Source organism: Alteromonas sp. ASW11-130 (assembly GCF_026183735.1).
Taxonomy (GTDB): Bacteria; Pseudomonadota; Gammaproteobacteria; order Enterobacterales; family Alteromonadaceae; genus Alteromonas.
Genome location: NZ_JAPFRE010000006.1, coordinates 1 through 16,746, shown reverse-complemented (window position 1 = coordinate 16,746; position 16,746 = coordinate 1). Strand labels below are relative to the sequence as shown.

Below are 16,746 nucleotides of genomic sequence, written 5' to 3'. Positions count from 1 at the left end.
ATGGCGGTGCTCCTGGTAATATGACACGGTACCGCTGTGCCGAGATATAATTCATGGTAACGTATTTATCTTACACACTAACTTAAAATAAGCCAGTTAACTCCCTATGCAGCATAAAGATAGCGTAAAAAGGCGAAAAGTGATTTTTGATCACGATGGTGGCATTGATGACTTACTTTCACTGCTATTACTGTTAACCATGGAACACATCGAAGTAGTGGGTATCACCATTACGCCAGCAGACTGTTATCCAGAAGATGCGCTGACCTCTACGCTAAAAATTCTCAGCCTCACTAATAATGAGTCCATTCCGGTAGCCCTAGGTAATCTTGCGGGGCTAAACCCCTTTCCGGCAGATTGGCGAGCACAACCTAAGTTTTGCCATGCATTGCCGGTAATGTTGCGAACGAAGGAAGCGCGGGCCAATGTAGTGGATGAGCCGGCACATGTTTGGGTAGCAAAATATTTGCAAAACGCGTGTGAGCAAGTCACCGTATTGATGACAGGGCCAGCAACCAACCTTGCATATGTAATTGAAGGTCATTCAGAGTATAAGAATAATATAGGACAAGTTATCTGGATGGGTGGGGCAATCCGCGTAAAAGGGAATGTTGCTATGCACGACAGCGATGGTTCTCAGGAATGGAATGCGTATTGGGACCCTCAGGCAACGAAAGTGCTAATAGAATCGGGCGTTAACCTGTGTTTGGTCCCCTTAGACGCCACTAATTCCCTTCCTATTGATCGACAGTTTTTATTTGAACTATCGAATGTGAAAACGGAGTTAGCTGATTTAGCTGGACAATTCTGGGCCGCAACCACTACCGCAATCCCTACTTATGAGTTTACTTATTTTATGTGGGATATTTTGGCCACTGCTTTGCTGGGGGTATCCGAATCGTGTTGGCAGACCACATCTACACACGTTTCAGTCGAGTTAACCTCGCCGCGTGCAGGAACGATTTCCTGTGCAGAAAGCAGTGCGGGAAGCCGAATTGAATGGGTACAGAGTATCAACGCAGAACAGGTACGTCAGTATGTCATACGTCAATTCAACCGAAATTTTGAGACATTTTTCACTAACAAATGTTAATAAAGTGTTATAAAGTAATTTAAGTAACAACCACATGGAGAAAAACATGTCAGCGTTAAAGAAAATTCTGGTGGCGGTTGCGGCAATACTCATTATTGCAGTGGCAGTGGGTTTTACGTTACCCAAAGAGTATGAAGTAAAACGCAGCATAGTTATTAACGCGTCACCTCAAACTATTTACGCGAATGTTGTCGATCTCAAGGCTTGGCCTAAATGGGGTGTATGGTTCAAACGGGATCCAGCAATGGAAGTCACATACAAAGGGCCGGATCGCGCTATCGGAATGCGCTCTGAATGGATAAGTGAAAGTGAGGGGAGCGGTCAAATGGAAATTACCGAGCTAGAACATAATAAAAGAATGGTTTATAGCTTATATTTTCCTGAATTTGAGATGGGCTCCACCGGCCAATTTGAACTAGAACCTATCGGTGATGGGGAAACCCGCGTCACGTGGGTCGACAAAGGAGAAGTAGGCAATAATCCAGTTGAACGCTATTTTGTGCTGATGATGGATGACATGATAGGACCAGACTTTGAGAAAGGGTTAGAGAACTTAAAGACCGTCTCAGAGAACCAAAGCTAAACGCTGAAAAATAAATATAAAAATGAAAAATAGCGCCTTGAATAGTCAGGCGCTATTTTTTTACCCTAAAGCATTAAATACTTTTGAAGAGGGGGAGCGCTGAATCACGCTGCTGATTCTGCGAGCCGCGTGTAATAGTTTATTTAAATCGATTCCGGTTTTTATACCCATACCATTTAACATATAAACCACGTCTTCCGTTGCAACGTTTCCACTTGCTCCTCTGGCATAAGGACAACCGCCTAATCCTGCGACTGCGCTGTCAATAGTCGCTACGCCGTATTGCAAAGCAATAGTTAAATTCGCCAGTGCCTGACCATAGGTGTCATGGAAATGAGCAGCCAGCCGACTAACAGGAACATGTCGAATTACGTCATCAAGCATTAATGCTGTCTTAACAGGTGTTCCGGTGCCGATAGTGTCGCCAAGAGAAATTTCATAGCATCCCATATCGAGTAGCTGCTTGCTTACGCTAGCTACTGCCTGTGGAGCAATCTCACCTTCATAGGGGCAGCCGAGAACGCATGAAACATAGCCGCGCACTCTAATGCCTGACTTTTGGGCTGCGTCTATTACAGGTTCGAATCGCTTAAGGCTTTCATCAATTGAACAATTAATATTCCGCTGAGAAAAACTTTCTGACGCCGCACCAAATACAGCCACTTCGTCAACACCGGCTTCCATCGCCGCCTCGAAACCTCTCATGTTTGGCGTCAGCGCTGAATAAACGACCTGCTGTTGGCGTTTGATACGCCCAAATACATCGGGTGAATCAGACATCTGTGGTACCCATTTAGGTGACACAAAGCTACCTGATTCAATACGCTTTAGTCCTGCATTGGCAAGGTTGTGTACCAATTCCACCTTATCGAGAGTTGAGACATGAGATTTTTCATTTTGCAAACCATCCCTGGGGCCAACTTCAACAATGCTGACCTGGGTAGGGTAGTGATGTTTATTCATCTTCTTCAAACTCCAACAGGGGCGCGCCACCATCGACTAACTCACCTGCTTTAAAGAAAAATGAAGTCACTTTGCCTCTCGCTGGCGCTTTGATACTGTGCTCCATCTTCATGGCTTCCATAACCATTAGTGTGGTCCCTTTCTCAACAACATTATCAGGCTCTACTAACAGCTCTACCACGGTTCCATTCATCGGGGCATTAAAACCCTGCCCGCTATCAACATCATCTTCTACACCTAAGTCAGGTAGGTAATGGGTAAAGTGATAGGCTTCATCCGCTGCAAATATTACAAACTGATTGTTCTTTTCTGACCAGGTAAAGCGTTGACGATGACCATCTAAATTCACCTGCAAACTATGCTCGGATAGCTGGCCGGAAATCATCCACTGATTAGACTGATAACTGACTTGCCAAGTATTAGTAGTGACTCCTGTTTGGCCGTCATTCAGTACCCGCACGTTCAGCTCGAAATCTTTCCCAGCATAGTGCAATTTTAATATTTGTTCGTGCTGCTCATTGGCACGCCAAGAAGTAGGTAAAGACCAGGGTGAAGTAGGGTCGCTGGCGAATTTCATCGTTTGTTGCTGTTCTACAAGCAACAATAATGCAGCCATCATCGGCAGCTTTTCAACATCTGGTTCGACTTCATCGGCAAATAGAACGTGCTTATTCTTTTCAATAAAGGTCGTCACCAAATCTTGCTCACCAAACGGCTTACTTGCCGCTACGTTATATAAAAATTCTATGTTGGTGGTCACGCCGTCAATGTAGTATTCACGTAAGGCTTTGAGCAGTCGTTGTAACGCCTTGTCACGGTCTTCGTCCCATACCACTAATTTTGCGATCATAGGGTCGTAGTAGACTGAAACCTCGTCACCTTCAAGCACACCCGTATCTACACGTACATGTTTGTTTTCTTGGGGGGGGTGTAATAGCGTTAGGCGACCTGTGGAAGGCAAAAAGTCGTTGTCAGGATCTTCTGCGTAAATACGCGCTTCAAACGCGTGACCGCGTATAGTCAACTCGTTTTGCGTTTTAGGGAGCGGTTGGCCCTGTGCAACTTTGATTTGCCATTCAACTAAGTCTTCGCCAGTAATAAATTCGGTTACTGGATGTTCTACCTGGAGACGGGTATTCATTTCCATGAAATAGAAGCTACCGTCCTTATCATAAAGAAACTCTACTGTACCGGCACCCACATAATCGATAGCCTGCGCCGCTTTTAGCGCAGCCTCGCCCATTTGTTTTCGAGTATCGTCAGATAAACCAGGTGCTGGTGCTTCTTCAATTACCTTTTGATGACGTCGCTGCACAGAGCAATCACGTTCAAACAGGTAAACACCATTTCCGTGCTGATCACAAAACACCTGAATTTCAACGTGACGTGGCTGGGTTAGATACTTTTCTACCAGCATAGTATCGTCGCCAAAACTGGCATTGGCTTCACGTTTCGCTGCTGCCAGCGCCTCCTTAAATTCAGTTTCGGAGCTGACCAGACGCATACCTTTGCCGCCACCCCCGGCCGCAGCTTTTAACAATACAGGATAACCCATATCGTCAGCGGATTTTTTTAGCAGACTCTCGCTCTGATCGTCACCATGATAGCCAGGAACTAAAGGTACGCCGGCTTTTTCCATGATATGTTTTGCCGCAGACTTAGATCCCATCGCTTCTATAGCCGAGGTAGGCGGGCCGATAAAAATAATATCATTCTGCTTACATTTCTCCGCGAAGGCTGCGTTCTCTGAAAGAAAGCCATAACCGGGATGGATAGCATCGACATTCAGCTTTTTTGCTGCTTCAATAATTCGATCTGCGACCAGATAACTTTCTTTAGACGGGGCAGCGCCAATATTTATAGATTCGTCAGCTTTATGTACATGCAGGGCATTCGCATCGGCATCAGAGTAGACTGCGACAGTAGCGATACCCATTTTACGAGCAGATTTAATCACTCGGCAGGCAATTTCACCGCGGTTTGCAATAAGAATTTTCTTTATCATGTTTAGCTCTCCTGCCACTTTGCGGGACGCTTTTCTAAAAACGCATGTAAGCCTTCCTGCCCTTCGTCAGATACACGAATGTCTGCAATCATTTTGCTGGTCTGTTGCATTAGCTCAGGTGTTATAGGTTGGTAGGCGACCTCACGCACGAGTCGTTTTGCCTGTGCGACTGCGTTGGGGCCATTTTTAACCACCTGGTCAATGATTTGGTCGATAGTGACGTCAAGCTCTTCTTCCGTCACTGACTCACTCAATAAACCTAATCGTCTGGCACGTTGTGCAGAAAATACTTCCGCTGTCTGGAAATAACGTCGGCAAATACGCTCACCCATAGCTTCAATCACATATGGGCTGATGGTGGCGGGTATAAGACCAATTTTTACTTCGCTTAAACAGAACTTGCTAAGCTTACTGCCTATGGCCACATCGCAACAGGCCACTAATCCCACTGCGCCACCAAATGCCGCCCCTTGAACTCTCGCAATAGTTGTTTTGGGCAAGGTGTATAACGTTTGTAACATAGTGGCAAGTGCCATAGCATCTTTTTCATTTTCTGCATGACTATAAGAAGCCATTCTTTGCATCCAACTTAAATCTGCACCAGCACTGAAGCTTTTGCCTTTCGCCTCTAGTACGATTGCGCGTACTGTGTCGTCATCTCCCGCTCGTTTAAATGACTCAGTCAGCAAACTGATCATTTGGTCGTCAAACGCGTTATGTTTAGCGGGTTTATTTAGCGTAATAAAAGCTACACCACGATCATCAACGCGGTAAAGAATAGATTGTTCAGTTGCATTTTCCATTTTCGATTCCTCTCGCGCTACATGCGGAACACACCAAAACGGGTGTCTTCTATGGGTTTATTCAATGCTGCGGATAACGAAAGTCCTAGCACCATTCGGGTGTCGGCAGGATCGATAACACCGTCATCCCATAATCTGGCTGAGGCATAGTAAGGATGACCCTGTGTTTCGTATGTATCGATAATAGGCTGTTTAAACGCTTTCTCTTCTTCTTCTGACCAGCTTTCGTCTACTCGTGCTTTCTGATCCCGTTTAACCTGAGCTAAAACGCCTGCGGCCTGCTCGCCACCCATTACCGAAATTCTGGCGTTAGGCCACATGAACAAAAAGCGGGGATCGTAGGCCCGTCCACACATACCATAGTTACCCGCGCCAAAGCTCCCGCCAATCAGCACGGTTAGCTTTGGTACGTTAGCGCATGCCACTGCTGTCACCATTTTGGCCCCGTGTTTTGCAATACCACCAGATTCATACTGTTTTCCAACCATAAAACCGGTAATGTTTTGTAGAAAAACCAAGGGGATTTTACGGGTAGCGCAAAGCTCAATAAAATGAGCACCTTTAAGCGCGCTTTCGCCAAATAAAATACCATTATTGGCAACGATACCTACCGGATAACCAAAGATCCTGGCGAAACCACAAATTAATGTGGTTCCATAAAGTGGTTTAAATTCATCGAACTCTGAGCCATCTACAATTCTCGCAATAATTTCTTTTACGTCAAATGTCTTGCGTGTATCTTTTGGAACGATGCCGTAGATTTCGCTACTTTTATATATTGGTTCACAGCTGGGTTTAACATCCATTTCCAGACGTTTAGTGCGATTCAATCTTGCAACCGCATCCCTTGCTAATTGCAAAGCATGATGATCGTTGTTAGCGAGTTGATCGGCCACCCCCGAAGTACGGGTATGTACATCGCCACCACCTAATTCCTCAGCCGAAACTACTTCACCAGTAGCGGCTTTCACTAAAGGGGGCCCCCCTAAAAATATTGTGCCTTGTTCTTTTACAATAATGGACACATCTGCCATGGCGGGAACATAAGCACCCCCAGCCGTACATGACCCCATAACAACCGCAATCTGGGGGATATTTTTAGCTGACATATTAGCTTGATTGAAAAAGATGCGACCGAAATGTTCTTTGTCTGGAAACACTTCGTCCTGGCGTGGCAGGTTAGCACCGCCTGAATCAACAAGGTATATACAGGGAAGATGATTTTCCTCTGCGATGGCTTGGGCGCGCAGGTGCTTTTTCACCGTGAGTGGGTAATATGTCCCCCCTTTCACCGTGGCATCGTTGGCGACAATCATACACTCGATGCCGGAAACTCGACCAATACCTGCAATAACGCCAGCGCCGGGGACATAGTCATCATAGACTTCCCATGCGGCCAATTGACCAATTTCTAGAAAAGGTGAGCCTTTATCCAGTAAGCCATTGATGCGGTCACGAGGTAACAGTTTTCCTCTAGCTTCGTGACGTTGGTTAGACTTTTCTCCACCGCCTTGTTTTATTTGCGCGATCTTATCCTTCAGGTCATCTACCTGCTTTTGCATATGCGCGGCGTTTTCTGTAAACGCTTCAGACTTTGCATTTACTGCACTTCGAAGAATGGGCACGAGTTACCCTCCTTTTGATCCTAAAATAGCCGCGAATACGCATTCACATACGCGCGGCATAAATTTGCGTTAAACGTTTATTTATTCTGACTCTTTGAACAGCTCACGCCCGATAAGCATGCGACGTATTTCCGACGTCCCTGCGCCTATTTCATAAAGCTTGGCGTCACGCAGCAAGCGCCCGGTAGGATATTCGTTGATATAACCGTTTCCACCTAATAACTGAATTGCATCCAGCGCCATCTTGGTGGCTAATTCTGCTGAATATAAAATTGCGCCTGCCGCATCTTTACGCGTGGTTTCGCCACGGTCACACGCTTTTGCTACTGCATATACATAGGCGCGAGCTGCGTTCATCTGGGTGTACATGTCAGCGACTTTTCCCTGCACCAGCTGGAACTGGCCGATAGACTGGCCAAATTGCTCGCGGTCATGTATATAAGGTACCACTGCATCCATACATGCCTGCATGATACCTAATGGACCGCCAGACAGAACCAGACGCTCGTAATCGAGACCACTCATTAGTACGCGAACCCCTTCGCCAACGTTACCTAACACATTTTCTTCAGGGACTTCACAATCTTCAAATACTAATTCACACGTATTTGACGAGCGCATGCCTAATTTATCTAGCTTCTGAGCTTGACTAAAGCCAGCGAAATCCCGTTCTACGATAAACGCAGTCATACCTTTGGGGCCTGCGGCAGGGTCGGTTTTGGCGTAAATTACGAAAGTGTGGGCATCAGGTCCGTTGGTGATCCACATTTTATTTCCATTCAAAATGTATTTATCGCCTTTCTTTTCAGCGCGCAATTTCATGCTGACTACATCTGAACCCGCATTGGGTTCACTCATCGCTAATGCTCCGATATGTTCACCAGACACCAACTTAGGAAGATATTTCTCACGCTGTGCATCATTACCATTGCGGAAAATTTGGTTCACGCATAAATTAGAATGTGCACCATAGCTTAAGCCGATGCCAGCAGATGCGCGGCTGACTTCTTCCATCGCAACCGTGTGGGCGAGGTAACCCATGTCAGAACCACCATATTGCTCGGAAACTGTCACCCCGAGTAGTCCCATATCGCCTAACTTAGGCCATAATTCATTAGGAAACGCGTTCGCCTCGTCGGCTTTTTCAGCCAGGGGGGCAATTTCTTTTTGCGCAAACTGGTAAACATGATCGCGCAGCATGTCGATATCTTCGCCCAAATCGAAATTCAGTGTAGGGTAGGGGGCATTCATACAATATTTCCTCTTTTTAATTCGGCCAGTTCTTCACGACAACGTCCTTCGACGTCATCCAATTCACTCATCAACATTTGAATATCGTGTAATTGTTGTCGTAGAACAGCACGTTTTTGTTCGGTCAGCGCCAGCATGGTTTCAAGCTGGACTGCTGAATTCGGGTTTGAATCATATAATTCAAATAAGTTCTTAATTTCTGCTAACGAGAATCCTAGTCTTTTGCCTCTGAGGATCAGTTTCAGTCTTACGCGATCTTTACCTGTGTAAATTCGGTTTTGCCCGGTACGCTCTGGACTCATCAAACCTTGTTCTTCGTAGAATCGGATGGAGCGAGGCGTAATGTCGTAATCCCGGGCCAGTTCACCAATGGTAAATGTTGGTTCCTGCTGTTGGCTGCTCATGGCTACCTCGTTAATAATAAGATGCTTTTTATTATTTCTGCGTTTTTCTTGTAAAGCTTTTGACACAGCGCAGCGTCGAACCGCTGGCGCTGAAATTGACACGCAGATACTTCAGGTTTACGTTAACGTAAATCGCAATTAACGTTAAGGTAAAGTAACGCGAATTATTCGTCAATCTCTGGCAACAAAGCGTTACGACGTTTAGCGGGAAACCGACCGAAAGTGCTATAGGTATGGATTAAAAGCCTTGAGTACACTTATCTTACAAACGCTTTAAAAGAAGAGGAGAGGGTATGAATACCGATTCTGTCGTCATTGTGGCGGCTAAAAGAACGCCAATGGGAAGTTTTAACGGGGGGCTGTCATCCGTCTCGGCTACTGAGCTTGGCGCAGTGGCTATTGAGGCTGTCATCGATGGGATCGATGTCAGTTTGGTAGATGAAGTAATTATGGGGTGTGTTTTACCCGCAGGTTTAGGTCAGTCGCCTGCCCGCCAGGCTTCTTTAAAAGCGGGTTTACCCTTGAGTGCGGGCGTAACTACCATCAATAAAGTCTGTGGTTCAGGTTTGAAAGCCGTCATGCTAGCTAACGACCTGATTAAAGCAGGCAGCGCTGAAGTAGTCTTGGCGGGAGGGATGGAAAGTATGTCTAATGCGCCATACATGTTGCCAAAGGCGCGTACGGGTTATCGTATGGGGCACGGGCAGATAGTAGATCACATGATGTTGGATGGTCTGGAGAATGCTTATGATGGTCAAGCTATGGGGTGTTTTGCGCAGGCGACCGCGGATGAAGAAGGGATCACCCGTGAAAAAATGGATGAATTTGCATTAAGTTCGCTTTCTAAAGCCAGTTCAGCAATCGAAACCGGGGCGTTTGACAACGAAATTTCTCCGGTAACTGTGTCTTCTCGAAAAGGTGAGGTAGTTATAGACACCGATGAAGGCCCAGCTTCAGCTCGTCCAGATAAAATTCCACAACTGCGCCCTGCATTTAAGAAAGAGGGTACTGTTACAGCAGCAAATTCCAGTTCTATTTCTGATGGAGCTGCAGCGCTATTGGTAATGAGCGAAGCAAAAGCTAAAGAAATGGGCTTGCAGCCAATAGCAAAGGTCGTTGCCCATGCCACCCATTCTATTGAGCCTGAAAACTTCACAGTAGCACCCGTCGGTGCGGTAGAAAAAGCGTTGAAAAACGCTGATTGGAACAAAGACGATGTAGACTTATTCGAAATAAATGAAGCCTTCGCTATGGTTACCATGTTGGCTATCAGCAAGTTAGAACTCGACGAAACGAAAGTAAATATTAATGGTGGCGCGTGCGCATTAGGGCATCCTATAGGGGCATCTGGTGCTCGTATTTTGGTCACGCTACTCCATGCTTTGAAAGCAAAAAATCTCTCAAAAGGGCTGGCTACGTTATGTATTGGCGGTGGCGAAGCGGTAGCATTAGCGGTTGAGATGCTATAACTATTCGGCCCGCACCCAATAAGCTTTGTGTGCGGGTCGTAAAATTCCCTGACATGTAACAATTTCGTTAAATCTTATAAATTTAACCTTTTCATACTAATATCCCCCCTGCTTTAGAAATATTCATTTCGTTCGCTGTATAAGATTTGTCCGTTGAGGTAAAAGCCAACTTCTGCGGCTGTCAAATTATTTTACAGTTCCCGGTGTTGCAACATCTTTGTAACATTTAACTTTTTGTTTTTAATGCTATTTTATAAGTTGGCACAATTCGTGTTTGTTAAAAATTTGTTTTGTTGCATCGTGCTAATAAAACGACATTCTAATAATTACAAAAATAAGCCAATCGAATCTTTATGTTGGATTCAAAAAGAGCCATCGGGGTTGTTGTATAGATGGAAGTCGTCTCGGCTTTACTCCCTACATTCCCCCTGATAAGAATGATAAAAATCGTGTCATCGGGAGACGCAAAAGATGTTTAAAAAAAGTGTTGTTGGGACTATGGTGTCCCTGGCTGTTACTGCATCACTCACCGCAGCAGCATCCGCCCAGGAAGTAATTTCAAATAATCCAATCATTGCAAAACAAGCGTATTCGACCAGCGGCGTCCAAAAGAGCTCTGGCTTATACATCGTTCAATTGAAACAACCTGCTGGTGTTGAGCAGGCTCAAGCGTTAGGCGAACTGGTTCCCAATAATCAGTTAGTAGCTCAGGTAGGAAACCGTTATAACGCGCAATCTTCAAGAATGAAGGCTTATACCAAGGCGCTTAGTGCAAAACAAAATAAAGTTGCAAAAGATCTTGGTAACGTGAAGGTTCTGCACAACTACGTACACAGCTTCAACGGCTTTTCTGCAAAACTTAACAAATCACAGGCAAAAGCGCTTCGTCAGCATCCAGATGTGGCGAAAGTATGGGAAGATGAACTACACCAGCCCGCTACTGCCAATACTTCTGCATTCTTAGGCCTAACCGGAGCAGGTGGTCAGCATACATTAGGAATTAAAGGTGAAGACGTAATCGTTGGCGTATTAGATACTGGTATCACGCCCGAAAATCCAAGCTTTGCCGATGATGGCTCTTATTCAGATCCGTCCGCTCTAGGGTGGGCTGGTGCATGTGATACAGGCGTTGATGAAACTTTCGCATGTAATAACAAATTAATTGGCGCTCGCTATTATAAAGATTCATTCGAAGCGGTATACGACGTGCAATATGATCTTGGTGAAATGGCCTCACCTCGTGACTCAGATGGTCATGGTAGTCATACAGCGGGCACAGCGGCAGGTAACGAAGGCGTAGTGGCCGAAATGGCGGGTAGCGAAATTGGAGTCATGTCTGGTATCGCTCCTCGCGCACGTATCGCCATGTACAAAGTATGCTGGAACTCAGATTATGTTAGTCCTGAAGGTGCCGAAGAGCGAGGTTGTTTTTACGGTGACACCATGGCTGCTATCGACCAGGCAGTGGCAGACGGTGTTGATGTAATCAACTACTCTATCGGTGGTAGCCGCACTGACTTAACCGTACCTCCTACGGCAGCTATGCTTCGTGCAGCAGATGCGGGGGTATTTGTATCAGTATCGGCGGGTAACTCAGGTCCAACAACTGAAACAGTAGGTACACCCGCACCTTGGGTTATGTCTGTAGGTATGTCTACCTATGATGGTTCTCGCGCTATCAACGCTATAGAAGTAACCTCACGTGAACCGGTAGAAATATATTCGTTTGTTGAAGGTGCGATTACTAAACCATTAGCAGAGACGGGTGACGTTGAAGAGTCAGTGGTTGTGGGTGAGCCGCTAAAGGGTTGCTATGAAGCGTCAGGGACGCCCACACCTTTAGATAATGCCGCTGAAGTTGACGGTAACATAGTTCTAATTGAACGGGGAGCTTGTGCTTTCGTCGAGAAAGTAGAACGCGCGCGTTTATCTGGCGCTGCCGCAGTATTGATTTACTCTGATGACCGACCAATAACTGCGCTAGGGGGCGAGGGATACAGTGCAAATATTCCAGGCGGAATGATTGCTAGAGATGTAGGTGAAAGCTTTAAAGCTGCCATAGAAGGCGGTGAGAATATGGCCGTAAGAATGAGTGCTGGCTTGTTCACGGAAATTACCGAAGTGGGTAATATAATGGACGAGCAATCTTCTCGTGGGCCGAACGGCTCGACGTATGATTTGATCAAACCTGATATTACCGCCCCAGGTGTGAACGTTCTTGCCGCTACAACAAGTACGCCCATGTTCGATTTAGCCGGTCAACAAGTTAAATATCTTACCGGTACATCAATGGCTGCTCCTCATATCGCTGGTATGGCTGCTTTGTTCAAAGAACAATATGCTGATTGGACGCCGGCTCAAATTAAGTCAGCGCTAATGACCACAGCGTACCAAGATGTATTCAAAGAAGATGGTGTGACGCCTGCCGACCCGTTTGATTTTGGTGCTGGTCACGCAAATCCTGTTCCTGCGATGGATCCACGCTTAACTTATAATGCAGAATACGCTGATTATTTGGCCTTTTTGTGTGGTGTCGGTAATAGCGGCTTCGTTGAAGCAACATCTTCGACGACCTGTTCAGAACTGGAAACCTCAGGTTTTTCACTTGAGCCAAGCCAGTTGAACTATCCATCAATCGCCCTTGGTGGTCTACTTGGGACGAAGACTGTATCGCGCACCGTTACCGATATGACAGGTACTGGCGGCACTTATACTGTAACCATTGAAGGGTTAGAAGACCTGGATGTATCGTTTGCCACGTACAATAGCGAAGGTGTTGAGACTGATAGCGATATGCTTGAAGTCGCAGCTGGTGGAAAAGCCAGTTACAGCATTACCTTTACCCGCGATGACGAAACACCAGTAGGTTATAAATTTGGTGCAGTAATACTTGAAGCTGCTGACGGTACGCAAGTACGTAGTCCAATAGCTATTAACGTGCCGGTAACCGTTGATATCGATGTTCCGGCATACTTATCGCTTGATCTTAAACGTGGTCGTGCACACTTCCCCGTAGAAATGATGTACTCAGGTCGTACAAGCTTAGATTACGCGGGTTTTGTACCAGCGACCAAGACGAGTTCACTAATAGAGGATCAAGATTACAGCCTGATTCAAGTGCCAGTTCCAGAGGGAACAAAGGTAGCGCGCTTCAGCTTGTCTAATGAAGATGTCGCGGTTGAAGGTGCAGATTTAGACCTGCAAGTATATGCATGTAACCCAATTCCTGATAACTGCGTAGAGGTTGGTTCGTCAGGTAATGTAGACTCTAACGAAGAAGTGTTGTTAATTAATCCAGAGCCACTAAACGACGCAGAAAATGATATTGCTTACTATGTCCAGGTTTTCGCTTACGGCTTGGCGGGTGAAGCATCTACAGAGTATACGCTGTCTTCTTGGGTGGCGAGCGAGCCTAATCGTAATACTCGTGTTATGAGTTCATCTCGCGCCATTGAAGGTCGTTGGAATAACGTTCGTATCTCTAGTCGCGGACTTGACGCTAACGAAACTTACATGGGCGGCGTAACCTTCTATAACGACGAAGGTGAAGCGCAAGGTACAACAGTCATTCAACTAAATCCATAGTGTAGTAGTGGGGCGTGTTTTACGCCCCCGTTTTAAAAAAGGATAAACATAATGAAAAAATTCAAGACACTCATCAATGTAATGTTACTGGCAAGCTGTTCATTGTTTGCTGCCTCTAAAGCGCAAGCTGCGATTATCTTGCAAGATATGTTTGTTAGTGGCTATAACATCGGCTCGGTGCTGGTTGAAGTCGATAACGATTTCATGAATACAGGCTATCTTGATACCGACTTCGATTTTCCAGCAATTCAGGTATTAGATATGTCTGTTCTTGGGCTCTCTGTTGATGTGTTCGATATCTTTGCTGAAGTCAATACCGACACTATTTTTGGTGGTTTGACGGCATTGGTTTTCGACGTAAGTGATACAGATGCAGGCGATCCATGGGCGTATCAGTTTGTTTATGACACAGCGCTCCCTGATGACAATTTTGCTGATATCTTTGATTCTGCTGGGGGATTGCTACTCTTCGCAGAAGGTGGTGAAGTTCAATTAGGAGAAGCGTTTTTATTCGATGTGCCGCTACCTTCTTCTTTATCTCTAGCGGGTTTAATGGCGTTGGTTTTGTTCAGCCGTCGTCGCGTTCAAAAGTAATACTTTTACCGTTGTGAGTTTACAAGCCCTTTTCATTGAAAAGGGCTTTTTCTTTATATAACCTCGTCTTAACTCACTTCAATTATCAATTTGTTACTATATACTCAACCTTTATTGCTGAAAATCAAAGTGCCAGCTCGCTGTTGCTGATGTGGGTCGTTCATAAACGTGTCATTAAAACTACGATATTTGTTAATTTGTTTCTTTATTGCCTATTTTCCATCGGTTAAAAGTCAGGAAGAGCAAGCTATTACCTATTGTATCGATCCTGATTGGATGCCTTATGAAGCATTAAGAAATGGCGTACATATTGGGATCTCAGCAGACTACCTTGCTTTAATTACTGAGCTTACTGATTTACATTTTGAATTTGTGCCAACAGATAGCTGGCAGCAATCGCTGGACTTTGTAAAGCAAGGGACGTGTAAGATGGTGACGCTGATAAACCCCACTCCATCTAATAAGAAGTATTTGGCGTTCTCGTATCCTTACTTAGAGGCACCTAATGTGTTTGTGGCACAAAAAGGCACCCCTATGATCCAAGGATATTCAAGTATTGGAAACCGTGTACTGGGAATCATTGAAGGATATCGCCACGCAGAATATTTAGCTCGATACTACCCAGAAGTACAAGTCGAATACTTAAAAACGGAAAGAGAGGGCTTACTAAAAATTGCCAATGGCTCGCTTGATGTAATGGTTGGCGCACTACTTAGCGTTAACGTAAACATCAATACTCTGGGTATGCGAAAATTAAGTGTCGTAGGCTACGCTGAGCCCTTTGATTCATTACGTATCGGCTTAAATCCGGCTTTAACGGATAAACTAGCACTTTTAAATGCCGCGCTGGATGCTATCCCTGAATCACGCAAAGTAGAAATTTACAAACGCTGGAATACCACCCTTATTCAAAATGAATCTTCTTTCTCAACCATACTGATAACTATTTTAGTAGGCGTTTTATCACTCGTTTTGTTAATTTGGTATCGCAAAGTTAAACTTAAATGGCAAACCTTAATTGACACCAAAACTGCCGAGGTGGAACACCTTCAATCCACATTATTGGAGAAAAATAGAACCCTTGAATTTTTATCTAATCATGATGCTGTAACTGGCTTATACAATCGAAACTACATGATGCATAAAGCCCAGGAAGAGATCTCAAGATTTCAGCGTTTTCATTCCGCCACCGCAATAATCGTCTTGGAGATGATAAAAAATTCCTCGGACAATAGTATCAGCAAACCTAATGCGCTCGAAAGTAAATTAAAATTCGTGGCGAGTATTTGTTTGACCACCGTTCGCGAAGTTGATATTGCTGCGCGCTGGAGCGGAGATCAATTTATTATACTGAGTCCACACACGACTGTCGTAGAGGCCAAAGCGCTCGCCGAAAGATTATTGCGTGAACTAAGAAAGCAAGCCCCCGTAGAAGAAGAAAAATTGCAAATTGCATTAGGCGTGGCTTCGTTGCACGGAAGCGAAAGCTTTACCGAATGGTATGACAGAGCAGCCAAGGCTTTATATCAATCGAGGCGCAATGGCTTTAACGTCGTTTGTGTGGCCGATTAAAGTTAATTTTTAGTGCGTAGATAAGATTAATGGCGTTGTAAACGGACTTATTTAATGAGCTGAATCTATTTTATCTGTGTCATATTTTACCACAATAGCGAATAGAGCGAATAGAATAGAGCGAAAGCGAATAGCGAAAGCGAATAGGACAGGCACTCCGAAGAAAGCGAATAGGACAGGCACTCTAGTAAGAGCGAATAGGACAGGCACTCCGAATAGAGTAAATAGGACAGGCACTCGGGAAATAGCACTCAGCCCGAAGCTGCAAATCAGTATATTTACATCAGTCGACTTTTTTAAATCTCAATTTTTCTTTTGTGTGTAACTTAAAGAATGTTGGATTGGGGTTTAAAGACCGAAGTCGAGCCGGGCGAGGGCAGATTTGAGGGCAAGCTTCCCTCGCGTATTCTTGACGGTAGCGAATAGGACAGGCACTCAGCCCGACGCTGCAAATCAGTATATTTACATCAGTCGACTTTTTTAAATCTCAATTTTTTCTTTCGTTTGTAACTTAAAGAATGTTGGATTGGGTTTTAAAGACCGAAGTCGAGCCGGGCGAGGGTAGATTTGAGGGCAAACTTCCCTCGCGTATTCTTGACGGTATTCATTGTTTAGGTTTGTTGTCTGATTGTGCTAAAAATGGCCCGAGAGAGTATTGCTACGCTGTGTTATATCCTTTATTTCTGTCACGAAGATTTATCAGTTTTTCAATACTCACCACTGATTGAAATTCGGTCTCGATTCCTGCCACCAGGTGGTTCCAATTTGCCTGGTCTAAACCAACTCGAGTCAAAATGGG

The 16,746-nt window shown here is 45.1% G+C and carries 12 protein-coding genes; 6 read left to right on the top strand and 6 right to left on the bottom strand.

Annotation, left to right across the window (positions count from 1 at the left end):
* Nucleotides 1-139: 139 nt before the first annotated feature.
* Both OPS28_RS02045 and OPS28_RS02040 read left to right on the top strand, forming a co-directional pair.
* Nucleotides 140-1,093, top strand: coding sequence for a nucleoside hydrolase (locus OPS28_RS02045; RefSeq protein ID WP_265607765.1), 954 nt, complete (start codon nucleotides 140-142; stop codon nucleotides 1,091-1,093).
* 46 nt (nucleotides 1,094-1,139) lie between these two features.
* A complete protein-coding gene (locus OPS28_RS02040; RefSeq protein ID WP_265607764.1) occupies nucleotides 1,140-1,676 on the top strand; it encodes an SRPBCC family protein in 537 nt (178 codons plus the stop codon).
* A 60-nt stretch (nucleotides 1,677-1,736) separates the two neighbouring features.
* Here OPS28_RS02040 and OPS28_RS02035 read toward each other — a convergent pair whose 3' ends face one another.
* From OPS28_RS02035 to OPS28_RS02010, 6 genes are all read right to left on the bottom strand, one after another.
* The gene (locus OPS28_RS02035; protein WP_265607763.1) at nucleotides 1,737-2,639 is read right to left on the bottom strand and encodes a hydroxymethylglutaryl-CoA lyase; all 903 of its coding nucleotides are present in this window, start codon (nucleotides 2,637-2,639) and stop codon (nucleotides 1,737-1,739) included.
* Complete coding sequence (locus OPS28_RS02030) at nucleotides 2,632-4,644, bottom strand: acetyl/propionyl/methylcrotonyl-CoA carboxylase subunit alpha (RefSeq protein WP_265607761.1); 2,013 nt, start codon at nucleotides 4,642-4,644, stop codon at nucleotides 2,632-2,634. Before OPS28_RS02030 ends, OPS28_RS02035 begins: the two co-directional genes overlap by 8 nt.
* Nucleotides 4,645-4,646: 2 nt before the next feature.
* Nucleotides 4,647-5,447 (bottom strand): enoyl-CoA hydratase/isomerase family protein, encoded by an 801-nt coding sequence (locus OPS28_RS02025; protein ID WP_265607760.1) that lies wholly within the window; start codon nucleotides 5,445-5,447, stop codon nucleotides 4,647-4,649.
* A gap of 17 nt (nucleotides 5,448-5,464) precedes the next feature.
* Nucleotides 5,465-7,072 carry a carboxyl transferase domain-containing protein gene (locus tag OPS28_RS02020; RefSeq protein ID WP_265607758.1) on the bottom strand — a complete coding sequence of 536 codons (1,608 nt, stop codon included), beginning with the start codon at nucleotides 7,070-7,072 and terminating at the stop codon, nucleotides 5,465-5,467.
* 81 nt (nucleotides 7,073-7,153) lie between these two features.
* A complete protein-coding gene (locus OPS28_RS02015) occupies nucleotides 7,154-8,323 on the bottom strand; it encodes an isovaleryl-CoA dehydrogenase (protein ID WP_265607757.1) in 1,170 nt (389 codons plus the stop codon).
* Nucleotides 8,320-8,727: a MerR family transcriptional regulator gene (locus tag OPS28_RS02010; RefSeq protein ID WP_265607858.1), complete on the bottom strand. Its 408-nt coding sequence runs from the start codon at nucleotides 8,725-8,727 to the stop codon at nucleotides 8,320-8,322. Before OPS28_RS02010 ends, OPS28_RS02015 begins: the two co-directional genes overlap by 4 nt.
* A 293-nt stretch (nucleotides 8,728-9,020) precedes the next feature.
* On the opposite strand from OPS28_RS02010, the gene OPS28_RS02005 reads away from it, so the two are divergent.
* From OPS28_RS02005 to OPS28_RS01990, 4 genes are all read left to right on the top strand, one after another.
* Nucleotides 9,021-10,196 (top strand): thiolase family protein, encoded by a 1,176-nt coding sequence (locus tag OPS28_RS02005; RefSeq protein ID WP_265607755.1) that lies wholly within the window; start codon nucleotides 9,021-9,023, stop codon nucleotides 10,194-10,196.
* A 471-nt stretch (nucleotides 10,197-10,667) separates the two neighbouring features.
* On the top strand, nucleotides 10,668-13,781 hold the full coding sequence (locus OPS28_RS02000; protein WP_265607754.1) for a S8 family serine peptidase: 3,114 nt from the start codon (nucleotides 10,668-10,670) through the stop codon (nucleotides 13,779-13,781).
* A 51-nt stretch (nucleotides 13,782-13,832) separates the two neighbouring features.
* Complete coding sequence (locus OPS28_RS01995) at nucleotides 13,833-14,375, top strand: hypothetical protein (protein WP_265607753.1); 543 nt, start codon at nucleotides 13,833-13,835, stop codon at nucleotides 14,373-14,375.
* Nucleotides 14,376-14,543: 168 nt separating this feature from the next.
* Nucleotides 14,544-15,947, top strand: coding sequence for a GGDEF domain-containing protein (locus OPS28_RS01990; RefSeq protein WP_265607752.1), 1,404 nt, complete (start codon nucleotides 14,544-14,546; stop codon nucleotides 15,945-15,947).
* The last annotated feature ends 799 nt before the right edge of the window (nucleotides 15,948-16,746 follow it).